This window comes from Pseudoroseicyclus sp. CXY001, assembly GCF_041714655.1.
In the GTDB taxonomy this organism is placed as follows: Bacteria; Pseudomonadota; Alphaproteobacteria; order Rhodobacterales; family Rhodobacteraceae; genus Pseudoroseicyclus_A.
In genome coordinates, this window is the sequence record NZ_CP168219.1 from 1,959,698 (window position 1) to 1,977,472 (window position 17,775).

General features: G+C 70.0%; 21 protein-coding genes. 18 read left to right on the forward strand and 3 right to left on the reverse strand.

From position 1 onward, the window contains the following. Positions 1-84 precede the first annotated feature (84 nt). Complete coding sequence (locus ACAZ03_RS09495; protein WP_373353040.1) at positions 85-921, forward strand: AAA family ATPase; 837 nt, start codon at positions 85-87, stop codon at positions 919-921. 4 nt (positions 922-925) lie between these two features. Here the strand turns inward: ACAZ03_RS09495 and ACAZ03_RS09500 are convergent, their stop codons facing one another. Further along, positions 926-1,540: an SRPBCC domain-containing protein gene (locus tag ACAZ03_RS09500; protein WP_373353042.1), complete on the reverse strand. Its 615-nt coding sequence runs from the start codon at positions 1,538-1,540 to the stop codon at positions 926-928. 308 nt (positions 1,541-1,848) lie between these two features. Here ACAZ03_RS09500 and ACAZ03_RS09505 point away from each other — a divergent pair, with 308 nt between their 5' ends. The 16 genes from ACAZ03_RS09505 (at position 1,849) to nuoF (ending at position 14,263) form a co-directional block, all read left to right on the forward strand. Then, entirely contained in the window at positions 1,849-2,304 is a 456-nt protein-coding gene (locus ACAZ03_RS09505) for an N-acetyltransferase family protein (RefSeq protein ID WP_373353044.1), read from the forward strand. Further along, the gene (locus ACAZ03_RS09510; RefSeq protein WP_373353046.1) at positions 2,304-3,674 is read left to right on the forward strand and encodes a DUF2927 domain-containing protein; all 1,371 of its coding nucleotides are present in this window, start codon (positions 2,304-2,306) and stop codon (positions 3,672-3,674) included. Before ACAZ03_RS09505 ends, ACAZ03_RS09510 begins: the two co-directional genes overlap by 1 nt. Positions 3,675-3,690: 16 nt before the next feature. Further along, positions 3,691-3,861 carry a hypothetical protein gene (locus ACAZ03_RS09515; RefSeq protein WP_373353048.1) on the forward strand — a complete coding sequence of 57 codons (171 nt, stop codon included), beginning with the start codon at positions 3,691-3,693 and terminating at the stop codon, positions 3,859-3,861. 3 nt (positions 3,862-3,864) lie between these two features. Continuing rightward, a complete protein-coding gene (locus tag ACAZ03_RS09520) occupies positions 3,865-5,052 on the forward strand; it encodes a VWA domain-containing protein (protein WP_373353050.1) in 1,188 nt (395 codons plus the stop codon). A gap of 24 nt (positions 5,053-5,076) precedes the next feature. Beyond that, positions 5,077-5,766 carry a M48 family metallopeptidase gene (locus ACAZ03_RS09525; RefSeq protein ID WP_373353052.1) on the forward strand — a complete coding sequence of 230 codons (690 nt, stop codon included), beginning with the start codon at positions 5,077-5,079 and terminating at the stop codon, positions 5,764-5,766. Between the two features lie 274 nt (positions 5,767-6,040). Further along, a complete protein-coding gene (locus ACAZ03_RS09530; RefSeq protein ID WP_373353054.1) occupies positions 6,041-6,406 on the forward strand; it encodes an NADH-quinone oxidoreductase subunit A in 366 nt (121 codons plus the stop codon). Further along, positions 6,393-7,061 (forward strand): glutathione S-transferase family protein, encoded by a 669-nt coding sequence (locus ACAZ03_RS09535; RefSeq protein ID WP_373353056.1) that lies wholly within the window; start codon positions 6,393-6,395, stop codon positions 7,059-7,061. Before ACAZ03_RS09530 ends, ACAZ03_RS09535 begins: the two co-directional genes overlap by 14 nt. 181 nt (positions 7,062-7,242) lie before the next feature. Next, positions 7,243-7,848 carry an NADH-quinone oxidoreductase subunit B family protein gene (locus ACAZ03_RS09540; protein WP_373353058.1) on the forward strand — a complete coding sequence of 202 codons (606 nt, stop codon included), beginning with the start codon at positions 7,243-7,245 and terminating at the stop codon, positions 7,846-7,848. A gap of 3 nt (positions 7,849-7,851) precedes the next feature. After that, a complete protein-coding gene (locus ACAZ03_RS09545; protein WP_373353060.1) occupies positions 7,852-8,445 on the forward strand; it encodes an NADH-quinone oxidoreductase subunit C in 594 nt (197 codons plus the stop codon). Beyond that, positions 8,445-9,659 carry an NADH-quinone oxidoreductase subunit D gene (locus ACAZ03_RS09550; protein WP_373357063.1) on the forward strand — a complete coding sequence of 405 codons (1,215 nt, stop codon included), beginning with the start codon at positions 8,445-8,447 and terminating at the stop codon, positions 9,657-9,659. Before ACAZ03_RS09545 ends, ACAZ03_RS09550 begins: the two co-directional genes overlap by 1 nt. A gap of 448 nt (positions 9,660-10,107) precedes the next feature. After that, positions 10,108-10,686, forward strand: coding sequence for a hypothetical protein (locus tag ACAZ03_RS09555; protein WP_373353061.1), 579 nt, complete (start codon positions 10,108-10,110; stop codon positions 10,684-10,686). 69 nt (positions 10,687-10,755) lie between these two features. Continuing rightward, a complete protein-coding gene (locus ACAZ03_RS09560; protein WP_373353063.1) occupies positions 10,756-11,154 on the forward strand; it encodes a hypothetical protein in 399 nt (132 codons plus the stop codon). Between the two features lie 135 nt (positions 11,155-11,289). Further along, entirely contained in the window at positions 11,290-12,435 is a 1,146-nt protein-coding gene (locus ACAZ03_RS09565; RefSeq protein WP_373353065.1) for an NADH-quinone oxidoreductase subunit E, read from the forward strand. Continuing rightward, on the forward strand, positions 12,432-12,755 hold the full coding sequence (locus tag ACAZ03_RS09570) for a hypothetical protein (RefSeq protein ID WP_373353067.1): 324 nt from the start codon (positions 12,432-12,434) through the stop codon (positions 12,753-12,755). Before ACAZ03_RS09565 ends, ACAZ03_RS09570 begins: the two co-directional genes overlap by 4 nt. Continuing rightward, positions 12,745-12,969, forward strand: a complete 225-nt coding sequence (locus ACAZ03_RS09575) for a DUF5337 family protein (RefSeq protein WP_373353069.1) — start codon at positions 12,745-12,747, stop codon at positions 12,967-12,969. The genes ACAZ03_RS09570 and ACAZ03_RS09575 overlap by 11 nt, the downstream gene beginning before the upstream one ends. A 7-nt stretch (positions 12,970-12,976) precedes the next feature. Continuing rightward, entirely contained in the window at positions 12,977-14,263 is a 1,287-nt protein-coding gene (gene nuoF / locus ACAZ03_RS09580; RefSeq protein ID WP_373353071.1) for an NADH-quinone oxidoreductase subunit NuoF, read from the forward strand. Between the two features lie 191 nt (positions 14,264-14,454). On the opposite strand, the gene ACAZ03_RS09585 is transcribed toward nuoF, so the two are convergent. Both ACAZ03_RS09585 and ACAZ03_RS09590 read right to left on the reverse strand, forming a co-directional pair. Then, on the reverse strand, positions 14,455-15,675 hold the full coding sequence (locus tag ACAZ03_RS09585; RefSeq protein ID WP_373353073.1) for a DegT/DnrJ/EryC1/StrS family aminotransferase: 1,221 nt from the start codon (positions 15,673-15,675) through the stop codon (positions 14,455-14,457). Beyond that, complete coding sequence (locus ACAZ03_RS09590) at positions 15,672-16,334, reverse strand: HAD-IA family hydrolase (RefSeq protein ID WP_373353075.1); 663 nt, start codon at positions 16,332-16,334, stop codon at positions 15,672-15,674. The genes ACAZ03_RS09585 and ACAZ03_RS09590 overlap by 4 nt, the downstream gene beginning before the upstream one ends. Positions 16,335-16,438: 104 nt before the next feature. Here ACAZ03_RS09590 and glmU point away from each other — a divergent pair, with 104 nt between their 5' ends. Continuing rightward, the gene (gene glmU, locus ACAZ03_RS09595) at positions 16,439-17,773 is read left to right on the forward strand and encodes a bifunctional UDP-N-acetylglucosamine diphosphorylase/glucosamine-1-phosphate N-acetyltransferase GlmU (RefSeq protein WP_373353077.1); all 1,335 of its coding nucleotides are present in this window, start codon (positions 16,439-16,441) and stop codon (positions 17,771-17,773) included. Positions 17,774-17,775 lie beyond the last annotated feature (2 nt).

A 17,775-nucleotide genomic window follows, 5' to 3' on the forward strand; every position in this document is an offset into this window, starting at 1 on the left:
AACCCATCGGCAAGGTTTGTTTGGTGGCCCTCGATCGCGGGCCGGAGTAAAAATGTCGAGATGACAGGGCGATGGAGTTTAACCATGCAGTTCGATGGCACTCGAGATTACATCGCGACGCCCGATCTGATGATTGCCGTTAACGCTGCGATCACGCTCGAGAAGCCGCTTCTGGTGAAGGGCGAGCCCGGCACCGGCAAGACGGAGCTGGCCCGCCAGGTCGCCGCGGGGCTCGGGCTGCCGCTCATCGAATGGCATGTGAAGAGCACCACGCGCGCCGCGCAGGGGCTCTACGAGTACGACGCCGTCAGCCGGCTCCGCGACAGCCAGCTCGGCGAGGCGCGGGTCGGCGACGTCTCGGCCTATATCCGCCCCGGAAAGCTCTGGGAGGCCTTCGCGGCGCCGGAGCGCGTGGTGCTTCTGATCGACGAGATCGACAAGGCGGATATCGAGTTCCCGAATGACCTTCTGCAGGAACTCGACCGGATGGAATTCCATGTCTACGAGACGGGGGAGACGATCCGGGCTCGCCACCGGCCCATCGTGATCATCACCTCGAACAACGAGAAAGACCTGCCGGACGCGTTCCTACGCCGCTGCTTCTTCCATTTCATCCGCTTCCCCGACATCGACACGCTCCGGCGGATCGTCGCGGTGCATCATCCCGGCGTGAAGGACGAGCTTCTGACCGTCGCGCTCACGCGCTTTCTCGAGCTGCGCGAGACGCCGGGGCTGCGCAAGAAGCCCTCCACCTCCGAGGTGATCGACTGGCTGAGGCTGCTGCTGGCGGAGGATCTGACGGCGGCCGACCTCAGGGCAGATGCGCGCGAGGCGCTGCCGCGCCTGCACGGCGCGCTCCTCAAGACGGAGCAGGACGTGGCGCTTTTCGAGCGCCTCGCCTTCCTCAGCAGGCGGGGCTGACGGCTCAGAATTCCGGCGTCGGAAACCCGTTCGCGGCATGGGTGCCGAGCCCGCTCGGCGGCGCGGCGACGGCGATGAGCTCCGCCTCCAGCCGCTCGCGGACCTTGATGATATCGCTCCTCACCTCGGTCAGAGGCGAATCGTCCGGCTGGTTCCACATCTCACCTACGCCGCGCGAGATCTCCATCACCTCCTGCAGGATGCGCAGGCTGAGCGCCCAGGTGATCGCGTGCTGGTCGCGCGTCGTCCGGCCCGGAAAGCCGGTCTGCAGAAGGGTGAGGCGCGTCACGCCGCTCATCTGCCGCAGGGTGACGGTGATCATCGAGGCGGGATTGTCCGGCAGGCCGTAGCTGAGGACCAGGCGGGAGAAGGGCAAGATCTCGTGGTAGATCCCGGTGATCAGCGGCGCCGTCGGCACGTTCGACAGCTCCACCTGCCAGCGCCCGCCGATGCGCACGTCGGTCTTGGCGTTCTGTGCCTGGATCCCATGGCCCGCGCCGAGCCAGGCAGAGATCAGCTCCGGCCGCAGGTAATAGGAGAAGATCGCCTCCGGCGGGGCATGGATCATGCTTTCCAGCCGCAGGGTGTTCTCGGGATGGTCGGAGGGCGACGTGAACATGGGGCAGGCTCTTTCAGGCGAGGCTCGGGGCGGCCCGCGAAGGGCGGGCCGGCATGTCGGGGCGGGGCCCCGCTAGCAGCGTGGCCTAAACACATGTTGAACATCTTTCGGGCGGTTTTGGGGCGCGGCTTTGAGGACACGCGGCCCCGCCTGCCCCGGCCGCTCGCGCCGATTGGGCTCGCAGCCGGCGGCCGGCTGGCGCATGATCGGAGAAGAAGACGGGGGCGAGGCGAGAGCAAGCCGGGCGACAAGATCCGGTGCACAAGGGCCAACGCAGGGACTGGCGCCCCGGAGGCAAGGAGGCAGGCATGCCGAGAGATGATCTGCAGATTCGCCCGCTCGAGCCGGGCGACCGCGCCGCCTGGGCCGCGCTCTGGACCGCCTATCTGGCCTTCTACGAGACCGAGCTGCCGCCCGAGGTCCATGACGCCACCTTTGCCCGCCTGACCGACCCTGCCGAGCCGCAGATGCAGGGCCTGCTCGCCCTTGCCGGCGGCACGCCCGTCGGGCTCGTCCACTACATCTTCCACAAGGATTGCTGGAGCGTCCGCGACTGCTGCTACCTGCAGGATCTCTATGCCGACCCCGCCGTCCGCGGCACGGGTGTCGGCCGGGCGCTGATCGAGGCCGTCTATGCGGCGGCCGACGCGGCCGGGGCGCCCGACGTCTACTGGATGACGCAGGAGTTCAACGCCACCGCGCGAACGCTCTACGACCGCATCGGCAGGCTCACGCCCTTCATCCAGTACCAGCGCCCCGCCTGATGCGCGTCGCCGGCCCCCTCCTTTCGCTCGCGCTCGCCGCCTGCGCCCCCCTTCCGGGCGCGTCGCCGGAGCCGGCCGAGGTGTCGCGCGGGCCGGTCATCGCCAGCTCCTCGCTGCCGCCGATGCTGCATTTCCCCGTCCGCGCCGCCGCGGCGCCGGACCGCAGCAATGCCGAGATGGCGCGCGACTTCCTCGACCTCTCGTTCTCGCTCGAAAGCGGCCGGGCGCTGCCGGTCTTCACCCGCTTCGAGGGGCCGGTGACGCTCCGCCTCGCCGGCACCCCGCCGCCGACGATGGAGCGCGACCTCGCGGAGCTTCTCGCGCGGCTGCGGGCGGAGGCTGGGATCGACATCACCCGCACCGACGGGCCCGAGGCGAGCATCACGGTCGAGGCCGTCCCCCGCGACACGCTGGCCGCCGCCGTGCCCGGCGCCGCCTGCTTCGTCGTGCCGCGCGTCACCTCCTGGGCCGCTTTCACGCAGAACCGCCGGGGCCCGGCGCTTGACTGGACGACGCTGACGACACGGACCCATGCCGCCGTCTTCATCCCCGCCGATGCCGCCCCGCAGGAAGTGCGCACCTGCCTCCATGAAGAGCTGGCGCAGGCGCTGGGGCCGCTCAACGACCTCTACCGCCTGCCGGATTCGACCTTCAACGACGACGACATCCATGTGGTGCTGACCGGCTTCGACATGCTGATGCTGCGCGCCACCTATGCGCCGGAGTTGCGCTCGGGCCTGAGCCGGGCCGAGGTCGCGGCCCGCCTGCCCGCCATCCTCGCCCGGCTGAACCCGGCCGGCGAGCGGGCGGGCGGCGCGCTCCTGCCCGCCACGCCGCCCGGCTGGGCGGCGCAGATCGAGAGCGCCCTCGCCTCCGCCGCCTCCCCCGCCGCCCGGCGCCGCGCCGCGCGCGAGGCGGTGCGCGAGGCCGATGCCGCCGGCCTCGGCCCGCCGGAGCGCGGCTTCGCCCGCTATGCGCTCGGCCGGCTGGAGCTCGGCACCGATGCCGATGCGGCGAACCTCGCCTTCCGCGAGGCGGCGCGCATCTTCGCAGAGGCCGGCATGCCGCTCCACGCCGCCCATGTGACGCTGCAGCTCGCCGGCCAGGCGCTGGCTTCGGGCGATGCCGAGGCGGTCCTCCGCCTCACCACCCCCGCCATCGCCGCCGCCGAGCGCGGCGAGAATGCCGCGCTGTTGGCGCTCCTCATGGCCGAGAAGGCCGCCGCCCTGCGGCTTCTCGGCCGCACCGAAGAGGCAGAGGCGCTCACGGTGGACACGATCGGCTGGGCACGATACGGCTACGGCGCCGACAGCACCGTCCGGGCGCGGCTTTCTGAGATCGAGGGGCTGAGCCCCGCCGTCAGCGGTTAGATCAGCGGGTGACCCCATGTACTTTTCCCTCGGCGGCCTTCTTATCGGCATCGTCGCCGGCGTCCTCGCCGCCCGCCTGCGCGGCGGCGTCGGCAAGGACATGGCGCAATGGGGCGCGGTCTGGGGGATGATCGGCTTCGTCCTCGGGACGGTCCTTCTCATCATCCTCGTCCGCTCCGGCACCTGAGCCATGTTCCTCCCCTTCTTCGGCGCGTTGCGCGAAGCAGGGGTGCCGGTGTCTCTGCGGGAGCACCTGACCTGGCTCGCCGCGCTCCGCGCCGGCCTCGCGCTCTACGACATCGACGCCTTCTACCACCTCGCCCGCGCGGCGCTGGTGAAGGACGAGCGGCATATCGACAGGTTCGACCGCGTCTTCGCCGCCAGCTTCGGCGGGCTGGAGGCGATTCCGGCGGCCGCCGTGCTCGAGGCGCTCGACCTGCCCCCCGGCTGGCTGGAGCGTCAGGCGGAGCTTTACCTCACCCCCGAGGAACGGGCGGCGCTCGCCACCTCCGGCGGCTTTGAGGCACTGATGGAGACGCTTCGCCAGCGCCTCGCGGAGCAGGAGGGGCGCCACGAGGGCGGCAGCAAATGGGTCGGCACCGCCGGCACCTCGCCCTTCGGCGCCTATGGCGACAATCCCGAGGGCGTGCGCATCGGCCAGGAGGGCAGCCGCCGCCTCTCTGCCGCCAAGGTCTGGGACCAGCGCGCCTTTCGCGACCTCGACGGCGACGCGCCCATCGGCACGCGGGCGATGCAGGTGGCGCTCCGCCGGCTGCGCCTCTGGGCCCGCGACGGTGCGGCGGAAGAGCTCGACATGGCCGGCACCATCCGCGCCACCGCCCGGCAGGGCTGGCTCGACGTGCAGACCCGGCCCGAGCGGCGGAACGCCGTCAAGGTGCTGCTCTTCCTCGATGTCGGCGGCTCGATGGATGCGCATGTCACAAGGGTCTCCGAGCTCTTCTCGGCCGCCCGCAGCGCCTTTTCCCATCTCGAGCAGGTCTATTTCCACAATTGCCTCTACGAGGGCGTCTGGCGCGACAATGCCCGCCGCTGGCAGGAGCAGATCCCGACGCGGAACCTTCTCCGCCGCTACGGCGCCGACTGGCGGGCGATCTTCGTCGGCGATGCCTCGATGTCCCCCTACGAGATCGCCCTGCCCGGCGGCGCCAGCGAGCACTGGAACGACGAGAGCGGCGAGACCTGGCTGCGCCGCGCTTTCGAGCACTGGCCGGAGCACCTCTGGATCAACCCAGTGCGCGCCGAGGCCTGGGAGTACACGCAGAGCATCGGCATGATCCGCGCGCTCCTCGGCGAGGGCCGCATGGTGCCACTGACGCTGGACGGGCTGACGGCGGGCATGTCGCGTCTGGCGCGATGAGCCCCGCGCCCCCATATTGATCCCATGCTCTGGCGTTTCCTTCCCTTCATCGCCGCGCTGGCCTGGGGCCTGCTCGTCTGGCGCTTCTCCGTCTGGCGGACGGCGCGGGAGCTTGACGCCCGCTCGGTGGAGCTGGTGGAGCCGCGCCTCCGCCCGGTGCTGAACCGGATGGCGGCGGCGCTCGACCTGCCGCGGATCCGCGTGCATCTCTATGACGTGCCGCAGGTGAACGGTCTCGCGGCGCCCGACGGGCGGATCTTCATCACCCGCGGCTTCCTCGAGCGATTCCATCGCGGCGAGGTGACGGCGGAGGAGATCGCCTCGGTCATCGCCCATGAGCTCGGCCATGTGGCCTTGGGCCATTCCCGCCGCCGGCAGATCACCTTCGCGGTGGAGAACGCGCTGAAGGCGGGGCTCGCGCTCACCATAGGCCGCTTCATCCCGCGCTTCGGCGGCAGCCTCGCCGCCTTCCTCACCGGCCTCGTCACCTCGCGCCTGTCGCGCGGGGCGGAGTTCGAGGCGGATGCCTATGCGACCGCCCTCCTCGCCAAGGCGGGGATCGGCGCGTCGGCGCAGAAGAGCCTCTTCGGCAAGCTGGAGCGCCTCTCCGGCAGCGGCTCCGCCATGCCCGCCTGGATGATGAGCCACCCCAAGACCCCCGACCGCATCCGCGCCATCGAGGCCAACCAGGCGAAATGGGGCATCACCGACTGACGGCGCGCGCCCCGCGAGGTCTCCTCCGACCCCGCAACTCCCGCCCGACGCCCCTGTGAGCGCCGCCCGCCTTCCCCTCGCTTTTCTCCAAAGACCCGCCGAGGTCGCCGTGGAGTGCGCCATTGGTTTAAGCACCAATGGCGACGGGGCTGGTCCCCACGCCTGCCCTCGCCTCAATCGCCTGGCCCTCGGCACCGGCCATGGGCGGCCAGCCCCCCGTTGACCCTGCCTGCCCCCGGGCCTATTCCTGCCCCCATCAGCCATGGAGGCCGCCTTGGAATTCCTGCTTTCCGAATACCTGCCGATCCTCATCTTCCTCGGCCTCGCGGTCGCGGTCGGCGGCATCCTGATCCTCGCCGCGGTGGTCCTCGCCGTGCGCAACCCGGATCCCGAGAAGGTCTCCGCCTATGAATGCGGCTTCAACGCCTTCGACGATGCGCGGATGAAGTTCGACGTGCGGTTCTACCTCGTCTCCATCCTCTTCATCATCTTCGATCTCGAAGTGGCCTTCCTCTTCCCCTGGGCGACCTCCTTCGCCTTCATCTCCGACGCCGCCTTCTGGTCGATGATGGTGTTCCTCGCCGTCCTGACCATCGGCTTCGCCTATGAGTGGAAGAAGGGCGCGCTTGAGTGGGAGTGATCCCGCACCGGGATCCTCTCCCGATGACGGCCCGGGTGACAGCTCCGGCGGCGATCCCGTCGTCTACGGGGCACCTTCCAGCGTCTATGTCCAGGCTGTCCGCATCGGGCTGAGCCTCAAGGGCGTCGCCCACCGGCTGCACGAGGTCGATGCCTTCGCCCGGCCGCAGGCCGAGTGGTTCCGCGAGATCAGCCCCTTCGGCAAGATGCCGGCTTTCCGGCATGGCACCGTCACGCTCTACGAGAGCCGCGCCATCCTCGCCTATGTCGATGCCGCCTTTGCCGGCCCGCCGCTGGTACCGGAGGATGCGCTCGGCGCCGCCCGCGTCCATCTCGTCGCCGCGCTGATGGACGCTCAGGCCTATCCGCATTGGGTGTGGGGCCTCTACATGGGCCGCGACGGGCGCAAGCCGGCGGGCGAGATGGCCCGCCACCGCGCCGCCGCCCTCACCCTGCGCGATGCGCTCAACGACAGCGCCGGCCCCTTCCTGGCGGAGACGGCGGCGCCCTCGCTCGCCGACTGCCTCGCCGCCCCCATGGCGAACTGCCTCGCCGCGCTGCCGGAGGGGGCGGAGATCCTCGCGCCCGGCACGCCGCTCGGCCGCTGGTGGCAGATCATCCGGGAGATACCGGAGGTGGCGCGGCATCTCGACTGAGCCTGCGCCCCGGCACGGCCCCGGCCCGGCTGCGGCACGGCGGGGACGGCGGGCGGGGCGATTGCCGCAGGCGAGCGCCGCGCGCCGTGGCTCAGGCCGGCCCGGCCGCCGTTGACGCTGCCCTGCGGCGGGGTTAGGTCAGGCCAACCGCCACCCCAGCGACCTTCAGCGAGGATCCCCCATGGCCGAGACCACAGACGCAAGCGTCACCGAGGTCCAGGGCGAGGGCAGCCAGACCCCCCGCGTCAAGACCGGCCCCTCCAGCCTCGCGGCCTATGATGCCGGCGGCGACAACGAGGTCGCAACCCAGGCCCTCAACCGCGAATTGCAGGACCGGGGCTTCCTCGTCACCTCCACCGCCGATGTCATCAACTGGGCGCGCACCGGCTCGCTGCACTGGATGACCTTCGGCCTCGCCTGCTGCGCGATCGAGATGATGCATTCCTCGATGCCGCGCTACGATATCGAGCGCTTCGGCACCGCGCCCCGCGCCTCGCCCCGGCAGTCGGACCTGATGATCGTCGCCGGCACGCTGACCAACAAGATGGCCCCGGCGCTCCGCAAGGTCTACGACCAGATGCCCGAGCCGCGCTACGTGATCTCCATGGGCTCCTGCGCCAATGGCGGCGGCTATTATCACTACAGCTACAGCGTCGTGCGCGGCTGCGACCGGATCGTGCCCGTGGATGTCTACGTCCCCGGCTGCCCGCCGACGGCCGAGGCGCTTCTCTACGGCATCCTGCAGCTCTCCCGCAAAATTCGCCGCACCGGCACGATCAAGAGGTAAGCGATGGAAGACCTCGCCGCCCATATCGAGATGAAGCGCCCCGATGCGGTGCTCTCGCAGGTCATCGCCTATGGCGAGCTGACGCTGACCATCCCGGCCTCCGAGCTCATCGCCTTCGCCGAGTTCCTGAAGACGGACCAGACCTGCCGCTTCACCTCGCTCGTCGACATCACCGCCGTCGACCACCCGGGCCGCGCCGCCCGGTTCGACGTGGTCTACCACTTCCTGTCGATGTACCAGAACCAGCGGATCCGCGTGAAGGTCGCCGTCCACGAGGACGAGATGCTGCCCTCGCTGACCGAGATCCACCCCTCCGCCGACTGGTTCGAGCGGGAGGTGTTCGACATGTTCGGCATCATCTTCACCGGCCATCCGGACCTGCGGCGCATCCTCACCGACTACGGCTTCCGCGGTCATCCGCTGCGCAAGGACTTCCCGACAACAGGCTATGTCGAGGTCCGCTATGACGAGGCGCAGAAGCGCGTCGTCTACGAGCCGGTGACGCTTGTTCAGGAATACCGGCAGTTCGATTTCCTCTCTCCCTGGGAGGGGGCGAAATACGTGCTGCCCGGCGACGAGAAATCGGAGGCGAAATGATGGACGGCGCCAAGGGCTTCGAGGACGCGCGGACCGGCGAGCAGCAGATCCGCAACTTCAACATCAACTTCGGCCCGCAGCACCCTGCGGCGCACGGGGTGCTGCGCCTGGTACTGGAGCTTGACGGCGAGATCGTCGAGCGCTGCGATCCGCATATCGGCCTCCTGCACCGCGGCACCGAGAAGCTGATGGAGAGCCGCACCTACCTGCAGAACCTGCCCTATTTCGACCGGCTCGACTATGTCGGCACGATGAACCAGGAGCATGCCTGGTGCCTCGCCATCGAGCGGCTGACCGGCACCGAGATCCCGCGGCGGGCCTCTCTGATCCGCGTGCTCTATTGCGAGATCGGTCGGATCCTCAATCACCTCCTCAACGTCACCACGCAGGCGCTCGACGTCGGCGCGCTGACGCCGCCCCTCTGGGGTTTCGAGGAGCGCGAGAAGCTCATGGTCTTCTACGAGCGGGCCTCGGGCGCGCGGCTCCACGCCGCCTATTTCCGCCCCGGCGGGGTCCATCAGGATCTGACGCCGGAGCTGATCGACGACATCGAGACCTGGTGCGGCGAGTTCCCCGGCTTCCTCGACGATCTCAGCGATCTCGTCACCGAGAACCGCATCTTCAAGCAGCGCAACGTCGACATCGGAATCGTCACGGAAGAAGACATCCAGAACTTCGGCTTCTCGGGCGTCATGGTCCGCGGCTCCGGCCTCGCCTGGGACCTGCGCCGCGCGCAGCCCTATGAGTGCTATGACGAGTTCGACTTCCAGATCCCCGTCGGCAAGAACGGCGATTGCTACGACCGCTATCTCTGCCGCGTGGCCGAGATGCGCGAGAGCGTGAAGATCATGCTACAGGCGATCGAGAAGCTGCGCGCCGAGCCGGGCGAGGTGCTCGCCCGCGGCAAGCTGGCGCCGCCGAAGCGGGCGGAGATGAAGACCTCGATGGAGGCCCTCATCCACCACTTCAAGCTCTATACCGAAGGCTTCCACGTGCCCGAGGGCGAGATCTATGCGGCTGTCGAAGCGCCGAAGGGCGAGTTCGGCGTCTATCTGGTGGCGGACGGCACCAACAAGCCCTACCGCGCCAAGCTGCGCGCGCCCGGCTTCCTGCATCTGCAGGCGATGGATTACATCTGCACCGGCCACCAGCTCGCCGATGTCTCCGCCATCCTCGGCTCGCTCGACATCGTCTTCGGCGAGGTCGACCGCTAGGGCGGTGCGCCGGCGCCGAAGGTGCCGCCGGCGACGAGACGGGATCATCGCGGGAGCGCCGGGTCGAGAGCGGGCGGTGGGTTGCAAACCCACCCTACGCCCGGGTGCGCCGTCATCCCCTGTCCCCCCGCGCGGAATCAAGGCCGCAGGCCGCCGCGCCAGCGCCGGCCCGTCCCCGCGGGCTGGCGCTCTGGCTGAGCTTGGTACTTCGCTCGGGGTGGGGAGGTTGGTTGCACCATAAAGTGCTCCGCTTCGGGCGCCGGTGCGCCATCCCACGGGCCGGCGTGCGGGCGTGGCGCCGGTTGAGAACGGGCGGTGGGACAAAGCCCACCCTCCCCCAAGCACCGCGCCACCATCTACCCCTTGCCGCGCCCTGCCCCTCCGTGATCCTCTGGCCCCGGGCGCAATTGCCGCGTCTGCCGGAGAAGCCTCCATAAGGATTTCAGCGATGAGATTGACCGCCGCCCTCGCCCTTCTGCCTCTGCTCGCCGCCTGCGAGATGCCGCCCGAGGGGGCCGCCGACCCGGCGGCGGAAGCGGCCACGGAGGCTGAAACCTCCCCCGAGCTCCAGACGATGCCCGACCCCGACGCGGCGACGACGACCGAGGCCGAGGCCGAGGCCTTCGGCGCCGAGGTGCTCATCGGCCCCGGCGCCACCGAGGCCGATTTCATCGCCTCGCTCAGCGATGCCGAGCTCTATCCCGAGCTCACGCCCGAGGGCGCCGCCATCGCCCGGGTGCTCTTTTACGAGACGCCGCAGCGCGCCTATGGCGCCCAGCTCGCCGCGATCCTGCCGGCATATGATTGCGACATCCCCGTCACCGACTCGGAGGCGGACATGCTGCGCTTCGAATACTGGGCCGGCACCCAGGCGCTGGCGCGGACGGACATGCCGGCGCGGGACATCCCGCTCGTCGCCGCCGATTACGGGTCCAACCTCGTGCAGGTCGGCATGGGCCAGCTCGAGACCGAGCTCTTCACCTATGACGACGACAACGCCATCATCGGGCTGAGCACCTGCGCCTGACGCCCCCTTGCAACCGCCCGCCCCGCCGGGGAAACTGCGGCCAAGCAACATCCAGACCGGAGGCAAGACATGGCAGGCAAGAGACTGACGATGGCCCTGATCGCGGGGGCCGCCCTCGCGGGCTGTTCCGTCAACCCCGACCGGGTCACGGGCGGGCCCGACCAGACGTCCCCCCTCGTGGAGTTCAATCCCGGGCTCTTCGGCATCGGCCGCGGCGCCGGGGCGGGCAATGCCTCGGCCCCCGCGCCCGAGGTGCCGGCGATGCCGTCGAGCGCCGAGGACCGGCTGGTCACGGCGATCGAGGCGCAGGGCTGCGTGCTCACCGCGGCCAATGTCGATTCGGTCCTCGTCTCCGCCGGGCTGACCACCGAAGAGCTGCGCGTCGTCACCGAGCAGCTCGTCTCGAGCGGCCGGGCGGAGCTCTCCGGCGAGGGCGCGATCCGCGTCATCTCGTCCTCCTGCATCTGACAGGCAGCGCGTTGACACGGCCACGTCACACGCGCATTTGACACGCGCATTTGACACCGGCCGGCGGGGCTGGCACATGCAGCCCCACCGGCCACCCGCGGCCCCATCCGCGGCCCGAGGAGCGGAGCCAACCCCATGCTGAGACGTTTGTCCCCCGACCAGCCCGAGAGCTTTGCCTTCACAGAGGCGAACCAGGCCTGGGCCGAGGCGCAGATTTCCAAATATCCCGAAGGCCGCCAGGCCTCTGCCATCATCCCGCTCCTGTGGCGCGCCCAGGAGCAGGAGGGCTGGCTGACCCGCCCGGCCATCGAGGGCGTCGCCGAGATGCTCGGCATGCCCTATATCCGCGCCCTCGAGGTCGCGACCTTCTACTTCATGTTCCAGCTTCAGCCCGTGGGCTCCGTCGCCCATGTGCAGATCTGCGGGACGCTCTCCTGCATGATCTGCGGCGCCGAAGACCTGATGGCCGTCTGCAAGGAAAAGATCGCCCCCGCACCGCATCAGCTCTCTGACGACGGCAAGTTCTCCTGGGAGGAGGTCGAGTGCCTCGGCGCCTGCGCCAACGCGCCCATGGCCCAGATCGGCAAGGATTACTACGAGGATCTGACGACCGACGGGCTCGCCGCGCTCCTCGATGACATGGCCGCCGGCAAGGTGCCGGCCCCCGGCCCGCAGAACGGCCGCTATGCCGCCGAGCCGGCCTCGGGCCTCACCTCGCTGACGGCGTGGGAAGACGGCAGGATGGAGGCCAACGCCTCCGTCACCCTCGCCCGCGACATCGGCGACACGCTCAAGCGCATCGACGGCACCGAAGTGCCGCTGACCACGCCCTGGCGCGCCGCCGACGAGCCGGCCGAGCCGGAGACGCCCGGCGAGGCGACCGAGACCCAGGCCCCCGGCACCCAGCCGGAGCGCGACGAGGATGACCCCGGCCAGCCGGCCGATATCGTCGACCAGCCGGTCGCCGAGGAGGTCCCCGATGTCGAGGAGGGCGAGAGCACCACGGTGCAGACCGAGGGCGAGACGCCCGAGGCCGAGCCCGAGCGCCTCGACGCCGCCCGCGAAGGTGGGGCGGACGACCTCAAGAAGATCTCCGGCGTCGGGCCGAAGCTCGAGGGCATGCTCCACGATCTCGGCATCTGGCATTACGCGCAGATCGCCGCCTGGGGCCCGGCGGAGATCGCCTGGGTCGACAATCGCCTCTCCTTCAAGGGGCGCATCGAGCGTGACGACTGGGTGAGCCAGGCGCAGATGCTGATGAAGGGCCCGGCCGGCGCATGAGCCAGCCCGGCCAGAGCGCTGCTCCCGCCGCCACGCTGAGCGCCGCCGACAAGCGCCGCTGCCGGGGCGCCTGCCTCGGCGCGGGCGGCGCCGGCGGGCTGCTTTTCTGCCTGATCCTGGGGCTCGGCCCCACCGGCTGGGGGCTGGCCGTGGCCATCGGCCTCGGCTCCGCCCTCCTCCTCTCCGGCGCCTTCCTCTGGCTCTTCTGCCGCGGCGCGGCGCCCCTTGGCCCCAAGGGCTCCACCACCGGCATTCCGCTCGAGACTTCCGCCCCCATGGGAGAGGTCGAGGCGGCGCTGGAGCGCCGGGATGACATCTGAGGAAAAGCGGCTTCAGGCGCGCGGCCGCGCCGCGCGGGCGGCGGCCCTTGTGATGGCCGGAACGGGGCTCTATTGGATCATTGTGAACTTCGCAGGGGCGCAAGCCGGATGGCCGACCCGCATCCGCGCGCTCCTCGATCTCTTCGCCCTGGCCGGCTTCGGCCTCGGGCTCTGGATGACCTGGCGAGCCTGGCGGCTCGGCCGCGACGAGTGAGGCAGCGATGCTGAAGGACGAAGACCGGATCTTCACCAATCTCTATGGCATGCACGAGCGGACCCTCGCGGGCGCGAAGAAGCGCGGCCACTGGGACGGCACCGCCGGCATCATCCAGAAGGGCCGCGACTGGATCGTGGAAGAGATGAAGGCCTCGGGCCTCCGCGGTCGCGGCGGCGCCGGCTTCCCCACGGGGCTCAAATGGTCCTTCATGCCGAAGGAATCGGACGGCCGCCCGTCCTATCTCGTGGTGAATGCCGACGAATCGGAGCCCGGCACCTGCAAGGACCGGGAGATCATGCGCCACGATCCGCATACGCTGATCGAGGGCTGCCTGATCGCCAGCTTCGCGATGAACGCCCATGCGGCCTATATCTACCTCCGCGGTGAGTACATCCGCGAGCGCGAGGCCCTGCAGGCCGCGATCGACGAATGCTATGACGCGGGGCTCCTCGGCGCCAATGCCGCCGGCTCCGGCTGGGACTTCGACCTCTACCTGCATCATGGCGCCGGCGCCTATATCTGCGGGGAAGAGACGGCGCTGCTCGAGAGCCTCGAGGGCAAGAAGGGCATGCCGCGCATGAAGCCCCCCTTCCCCGCCGGCGCCGGTCTCTACGGCTGTCCGACGACGGTGAACAACGTCGAGAGCATCGCCGTGGCTCCGACGATCCTGCGGCGCGGGGCGAGCTGGTTCTCCGGCTTCGGGCGGCAGAACAACGCCGGCACGAAGCTCTTCGCCATCTCCGGCCATGTGAACAACCCCTGCGTGGTGGAAGAGGAGATGTCGATCACCTTCCGCGAGCTGATCGAGACCCATTGCGGCGGCATCCGCGGCGGCTGGGAGAACCTGCAGGCGGTCATCCCCGGCGGCTCCTCCGTGCCGGTGGTGCGGGGCGAGCTGATGCCCGATGCGATCATGGATTTCGATTACCTCCGCGGCGAGCTCGGCTCGGGCCTCGGCACGGCGGCGGTGATCGTGATGGACCGCTCGGTCGACATCGTGAAGGCGATCTGGCGGCTGGCGAAGTTCTACAAGCACGAGAGCTGCGGGCAATGCACCCCCTGCCGGGAAGGTACCGGCTGGATGATGCGCGTCATGGAGCGGCTGGTGAAGGGCGAGGCGGCGATCGAGGAGATCGACATGCTCTTCGAGGTGACGAAGCAGGTCGAAGGCCACACGATCTGCGCCCTCGGCGATGCCGCCGCCTGGCCGATCCAGGGCCTGATCCGCAACTTCCGCGGCGAGATCGAGGATCGCATCCGCCGGAACGGCGCCGCCATCGCGGCGGAGTGAGGTTCGGGGGGCAAAATTCTTCTGCGAAGAATTTTGGGGCTTCCGCGGCAGCGTCTGTCCAGGTTGATATCGGGGACCGGGGGGCTGTCTGCCCCCCGTCGCCTTTGGCGACTCCCCCCGAGGATTTCTTTGGAGCAAAGACATGGGGGCGGAGGCGCCGGCATGAGGCGGCGCGCCCCGTAGGCCGGGCTTCAGCCCGGCGACACCGGCCCCACCCCCGCCTGCCACAACGCCCCGACCTCGGCGCGGATGATGCGGGCGATCTGGGCGACGTCTTCCAGCGAGAAGGTCAGCGGCAGGCGCAGATCGACGAGGCCGGCGAGCGCCGCATCGGTCTGCGGCAGGCGCGGCGGGCTGGCGTAGCCCCAGTGGCTGTAGCGCGAGGTGAAGCCGACCGGCTCCGCCGCGCCGAACCACTTGAGCTCGACACCGCGCGCCGCGGAGCGTGCGACCAGCGCCTCGATGGCCGGGGGCGCCCAGCCCGGCAGCTGGAACTGGAAGGAGGAGCCGACATAGGCCTCCTTCCCCGGGCGCGGGATCAGGCGCAGGCCCGGCGTTTCGGCCAGCCCCGCCTCCATCACCCCATAGCGCTCGTTCCAGCGCGCCACCTGCGCCGGCAGCGCCCTGAGCTGCGGCCGGAGGATCGCGGCGCGGAGGTTGTCCATCCGGCCGGAGATGTTGGGCACCTCGGCGCGGAGGCCTTGGAACACTTCCGCCGGCGGCCGCGCCCGGTGACGCTCGTAGAGCATGTAGGAGCCTGAGAGCAGGATCGCCCGCGCCATGGCCTCGTCGTCGTCGGAGGTCAGGAGGCCCCCCTCCCCCGAGTTCATGTGCTTGTAGGTCTGCGTCGAATAGCAGGCCATCGCCCCATGCCGGCCCGACGGCGCACCGCCCCAGCCGCCGCCCATCGTATGGGCGCAATCCTCGATGACGGTGAGGCCGGCCGCATCCGCCACCGCCATCAGCGCCTCCATATCGGCGATATGGCCGCGCATGTGGGAGAGGAGGAGGACCTTTGCCTGCCCCGCCTTGGCGGCGAGGTCGGCGAGGTCGATGACGAGATCCTCCGTCACCTCGACGAACACTGGCCGCGCGCCGACGGCGGCGATGGCGCCGGGCACGGGGGCGAGCGTGAAGGCGTTGGTGAGGACCGGCTCTCCAGGCTTCACGCCGAAGGCGCGGAGCGCGGTGGTGATGGCAACGCCCCCCGAGGCGAGGGCGAGCGCGTAGCGGGCGCCGGTGAAGGCTGCGAATTCCTCCTCGAGGAGCGCCGCCTCGCCCGCCTCGCCGGGGGCGGTGTTGTAGCGGTGGAGCCGGCCATGGCGGAGGACGGCGAGGGCCGCCTCGATCGCCTCCTCCGGGATCGGCTCCTGCTGGGTGAAATTGCCGGTGAAGCGCTCGGGATCGGTCATAGGGAGAGCTCCTCTACGAGGGCGGGCAGCGCGGCGAAGCTCGGCACCAGAGCCTCGGGCTGGAGCGCCGCCATGTCGCCGCCCGCGGGGCCAAAGGTGACGAGGAGCGACGGCGCCTGAGCGGCGCGGGCCGTCTCGCGGTCGGTGACGCTGTCGCCGACGAGGCAGGCCCGGCCCGCCGTGCCGCCGGCGCGGGCCACGGCCTCGTGGAAGGGCGCCGGGTCGGGCTTGCGGGCGGCGAGCGTGTCGGCGCCGACGATGGGGCCGAAGGTTTCCGCCTCGCCGAGTTCCTCCATAAGCCGCACCGCGAGCCCCTCGGGCTTGTTGGTGCAGATGGCGAGCGTGTAGCCGGCGGCGCGGAGCGCTTGGGCGGCCTCCACCGCGCCCGGATAGAGGCGCGAATGGACGGCGAGCGCGGCGCCATAGGCCTCGATCAGCAGGGGATATTCCTCCTCCACCGCCGTGTCGCCAAAGCCCTCCACCCGCGAAAAGCCTAATCGCAGCATGGCCTTGCCGCCGCGGAGGGCGGTCGCGGCGTCGCGCGCGGGGTCGAGGAGATCGCCAAGGCCGAGGCGGCGAAAACAGCTGTTCGCCGCCGCCACGAGGTCGGCGGAAGTATCGGCTAATGTGCCGTCGAGATCGAAGATCACAGAGCGCATGGGGGAGGTGTAACGATTGGTAAAGGGATGTGAAGCCCGCGCCGCTTGTGCGAGGATGGCGCCCGGGTAAAAGGGTCGCAAACAAGACCAAAGAGGCAGGGCACATGGGACATCACGTCATCATTCTGGCGGCCGGGCAAGGCAGCCGCATGGCCTCCGACACCGCGAAGGTCTTGCATGAGCTGGCGGGATTTCCCTTGATCGCCCATGCCTTGCGGGCGGCGGAGGCGCTGGAGCCCGCGCGGATCATCGTCGTGACCGGCCATGAGGCCGATGCCGTCGAGGCCGCCGTGGCCGAGCTGGCGCCCGAGGCGATCTGCGTCCGCCAGGAGGAGCAGCTCGGCACCGGCCATGCGGTGCTCCAGGCCGCGCCGGCGCTCGCCGGCGCCGAGGGGCAGGCCTTCGTGCTCTATGGCGACACGCCCTTCCTCCGCCCCGGAACGCTGCTGGCGATGGCTGAGGCGCCGGCGGATTTCACTGTTCTCGGCTTCGAGGCCTCCCCCGAGGCGCGCTACGGGCGGCTGGTGACGGAGGGCGACGTGCTGGAGCGCATCGTCGAATGGAAAGATGCCGATGAGGCCACGCGCGCCGTAACTCTCATGAATTCCGGTGTGTTGCGCGGCGATGTTCAGGTGATGCTCGAGCTTCTCGCCGAGGTCGGCAACGACAATGCCGCCGGCGAATATTACCTCACCGACCTGCCCGCCCTCGCCCGCGCCCGCGGCCTCACGACCCGCGTCACCCGCTGCGCGGAGGACGAGACGCTGGGCATCAACACCCGCGCCGAGCTCGCGAGCGCCGAGGCCGCCTTCCAGGCCCGCGCCCGGGCGGAGGCGCTGGAGACCGGCGTCACCCTCACCGCCCCGGAAACCGTGCATTTCGCGATGGATACAGTCATTGGCCGCGATGCGCTGGTCGAGCCGCATGTCGTCTTCGGCCCCGGCGTGACCGTCGAATCCGGCGCCCGGATCCGGGCGTTCAGCCATCTGGAGGGCGCGCATGTCTCGCGCGGCGCCGTCGTCGGCCCCTATGCGCGGCTCCGGCCCGGGGCGGAGCTGGCGGAACATGTGCATGTCGGCAATTTCGTAGAGGTGAAGAACGCGCAGATCGCCGAGGGGGCGAAGGTCAACCACCTCTCCTATATCGGCGATGCCGAGATCGGGGCGAAGACGAATGTCGGCGCCGGCACGATCACCTGCAATTACGATGGCGTCTTCAAGCACCGGACCAGCATCGGCGCCGGGGCTTTCATCGGCTCGAACACCATGCTGGTGGCGCCGGTGCGGGTGGGCGACGGCGCCTTCACCGCCACCGGCTCGGTCATCACCGAGGATGTGGAGCCCGGCGCGCTGGCCATCGCCCGGGCGCGGCAGGTCGCCAAGCCGGGGCTCGCCACCAAGATGATGGCGCGGCTCCGCGCCCTCAAGACAAGGAACTGAGC

Bases quoted from the DNA above. Each gene is read 5' to 3' on its own strand.
- ACAZ03_RS09495 (WP_373353040.1), top strand. From the start codon at position 85: ATGCAGTTCGATGGCACTCGAGATTACATCGCGACGCCCGATCTGATG.
- ACAZ03_RS09500 (WP_373353042.1), bottom strand. From the start codon at position 1,540: ATGTTCACGTCGCCCTCCGACCATCCCGAGAACACCCTGCGGCTGGAA.
- ACAZ03_RS09505 (WP_373353044.1), top strand. From the start codon at position 1,849: ATGCCGAGAGATGATCTGCAGATTCGCCCGCTCGAGCCGGGCGACCGC.
- ACAZ03_RS09510 (WP_373353046.1), top strand. From the start codon at position 2,304: ATGCGCGTCGCCGGCCCCCTCCTTTCGCTCGCGCTCGCCGCCTGCGCC.
- ACAZ03_RS09515 (WP_373353048.1), top strand. From the start codon at position 3,691: ATGTACTTTTCCCTCGGCGGCCTTCTTATCGGCATCGTCGCCGGCGTC.
- ACAZ03_RS09520 (WP_373353050.1), top strand. From the start codon at position 3,865: ATGTTCCTCCCCTTCTTCGGCGCGTTGCGCGAAGCAGGGGTGCCGGTG.
- ACAZ03_RS09525 (WP_373353052.1), top strand. From the start codon at position 5,077: ATGCTCTGGCGTTTCCTTCCCTTCATCGCCGCGCTGGCCTGGGGCCTG.
- ACAZ03_RS09540 (WP_373353058.1), top strand. From the start codon at position 7,243: ATGGCCGAGACCACAGACGCAAGCGTCACCGAGGTCCAGGGCGAGGGC.
- ACAZ03_RS09545 (WP_373353060.1), top strand. From the start codon at position 7,852: ATGGAAGACCTCGCCGCCCATATCGAGATGAAGCGCCCCGATGCGGTG.
- ACAZ03_RS09550 (WP_373357063.1), top strand. From the start codon at position 8,445: ATGGACGGCGCCAAGGGCTTCGAGGACGCGCGGACCGGCGAGCAGCAG.
- ACAZ03_RS09555 (WP_373353061.1), top strand. From the start codon at position 10,108: ATGAGATTGACCGCCGCCCTCGCCCTTCTGCCTCTGCTCGCCGCCTGC.
- ACAZ03_RS09560 (WP_373353063.1), top strand. From the start codon at position 10,756: ATGGCAGGCAAGAGACTGACGATGGCCCTGATCGCGGGGGCCGCCCTC.
- ACAZ03_RS09565 (WP_373353065.1), top strand. From the start codon at position 11,290: ATGCTGAGACGTTTGTCCCCCGACCAGCCCGAGAGCTTTGCCTTCACA.
- ACAZ03_RS09570 (WP_373353067.1), top strand. From the start codon at position 12,432: ATGAGCCAGCCCGGCCAGAGCGCTGCTCCCGCCGCCACGCTGAGCGCC.
- ACAZ03_RS09575 (WP_373353069.1), top strand. From the start codon at position 12,745: ATGACATCTGAGGAAAAGCGGCTTCAGGCGCGCGGCCGCGCCGCGCGG.
- nuoF (WP_373353071.1), top strand. From the start codon at position 12,977: ATGCTGAAGGACGAAGACCGGATCTTCACCAATCTCTATGGCATGCAC.
- ACAZ03_RS09585 (WP_373353073.1), bottom strand. From the start codon at position 15,675: ATGACCGATCCCGAGCGCTTCACCGGCAATTTCACCCAGCAGGAGCCG.
- ACAZ03_RS09590 (WP_373353075.1), bottom strand. From the start codon at position 16,334: ATGCGCTCTGTGATCTTCGATCTCGACGGCACATTAGCCGATACTTCC.
- glmU (WP_373353077.1), top strand. From the start codon at position 16,439: ATGGGACATCACGTCATCATTCTGGCGGCCGGGCAAGGCAGCCGCATG.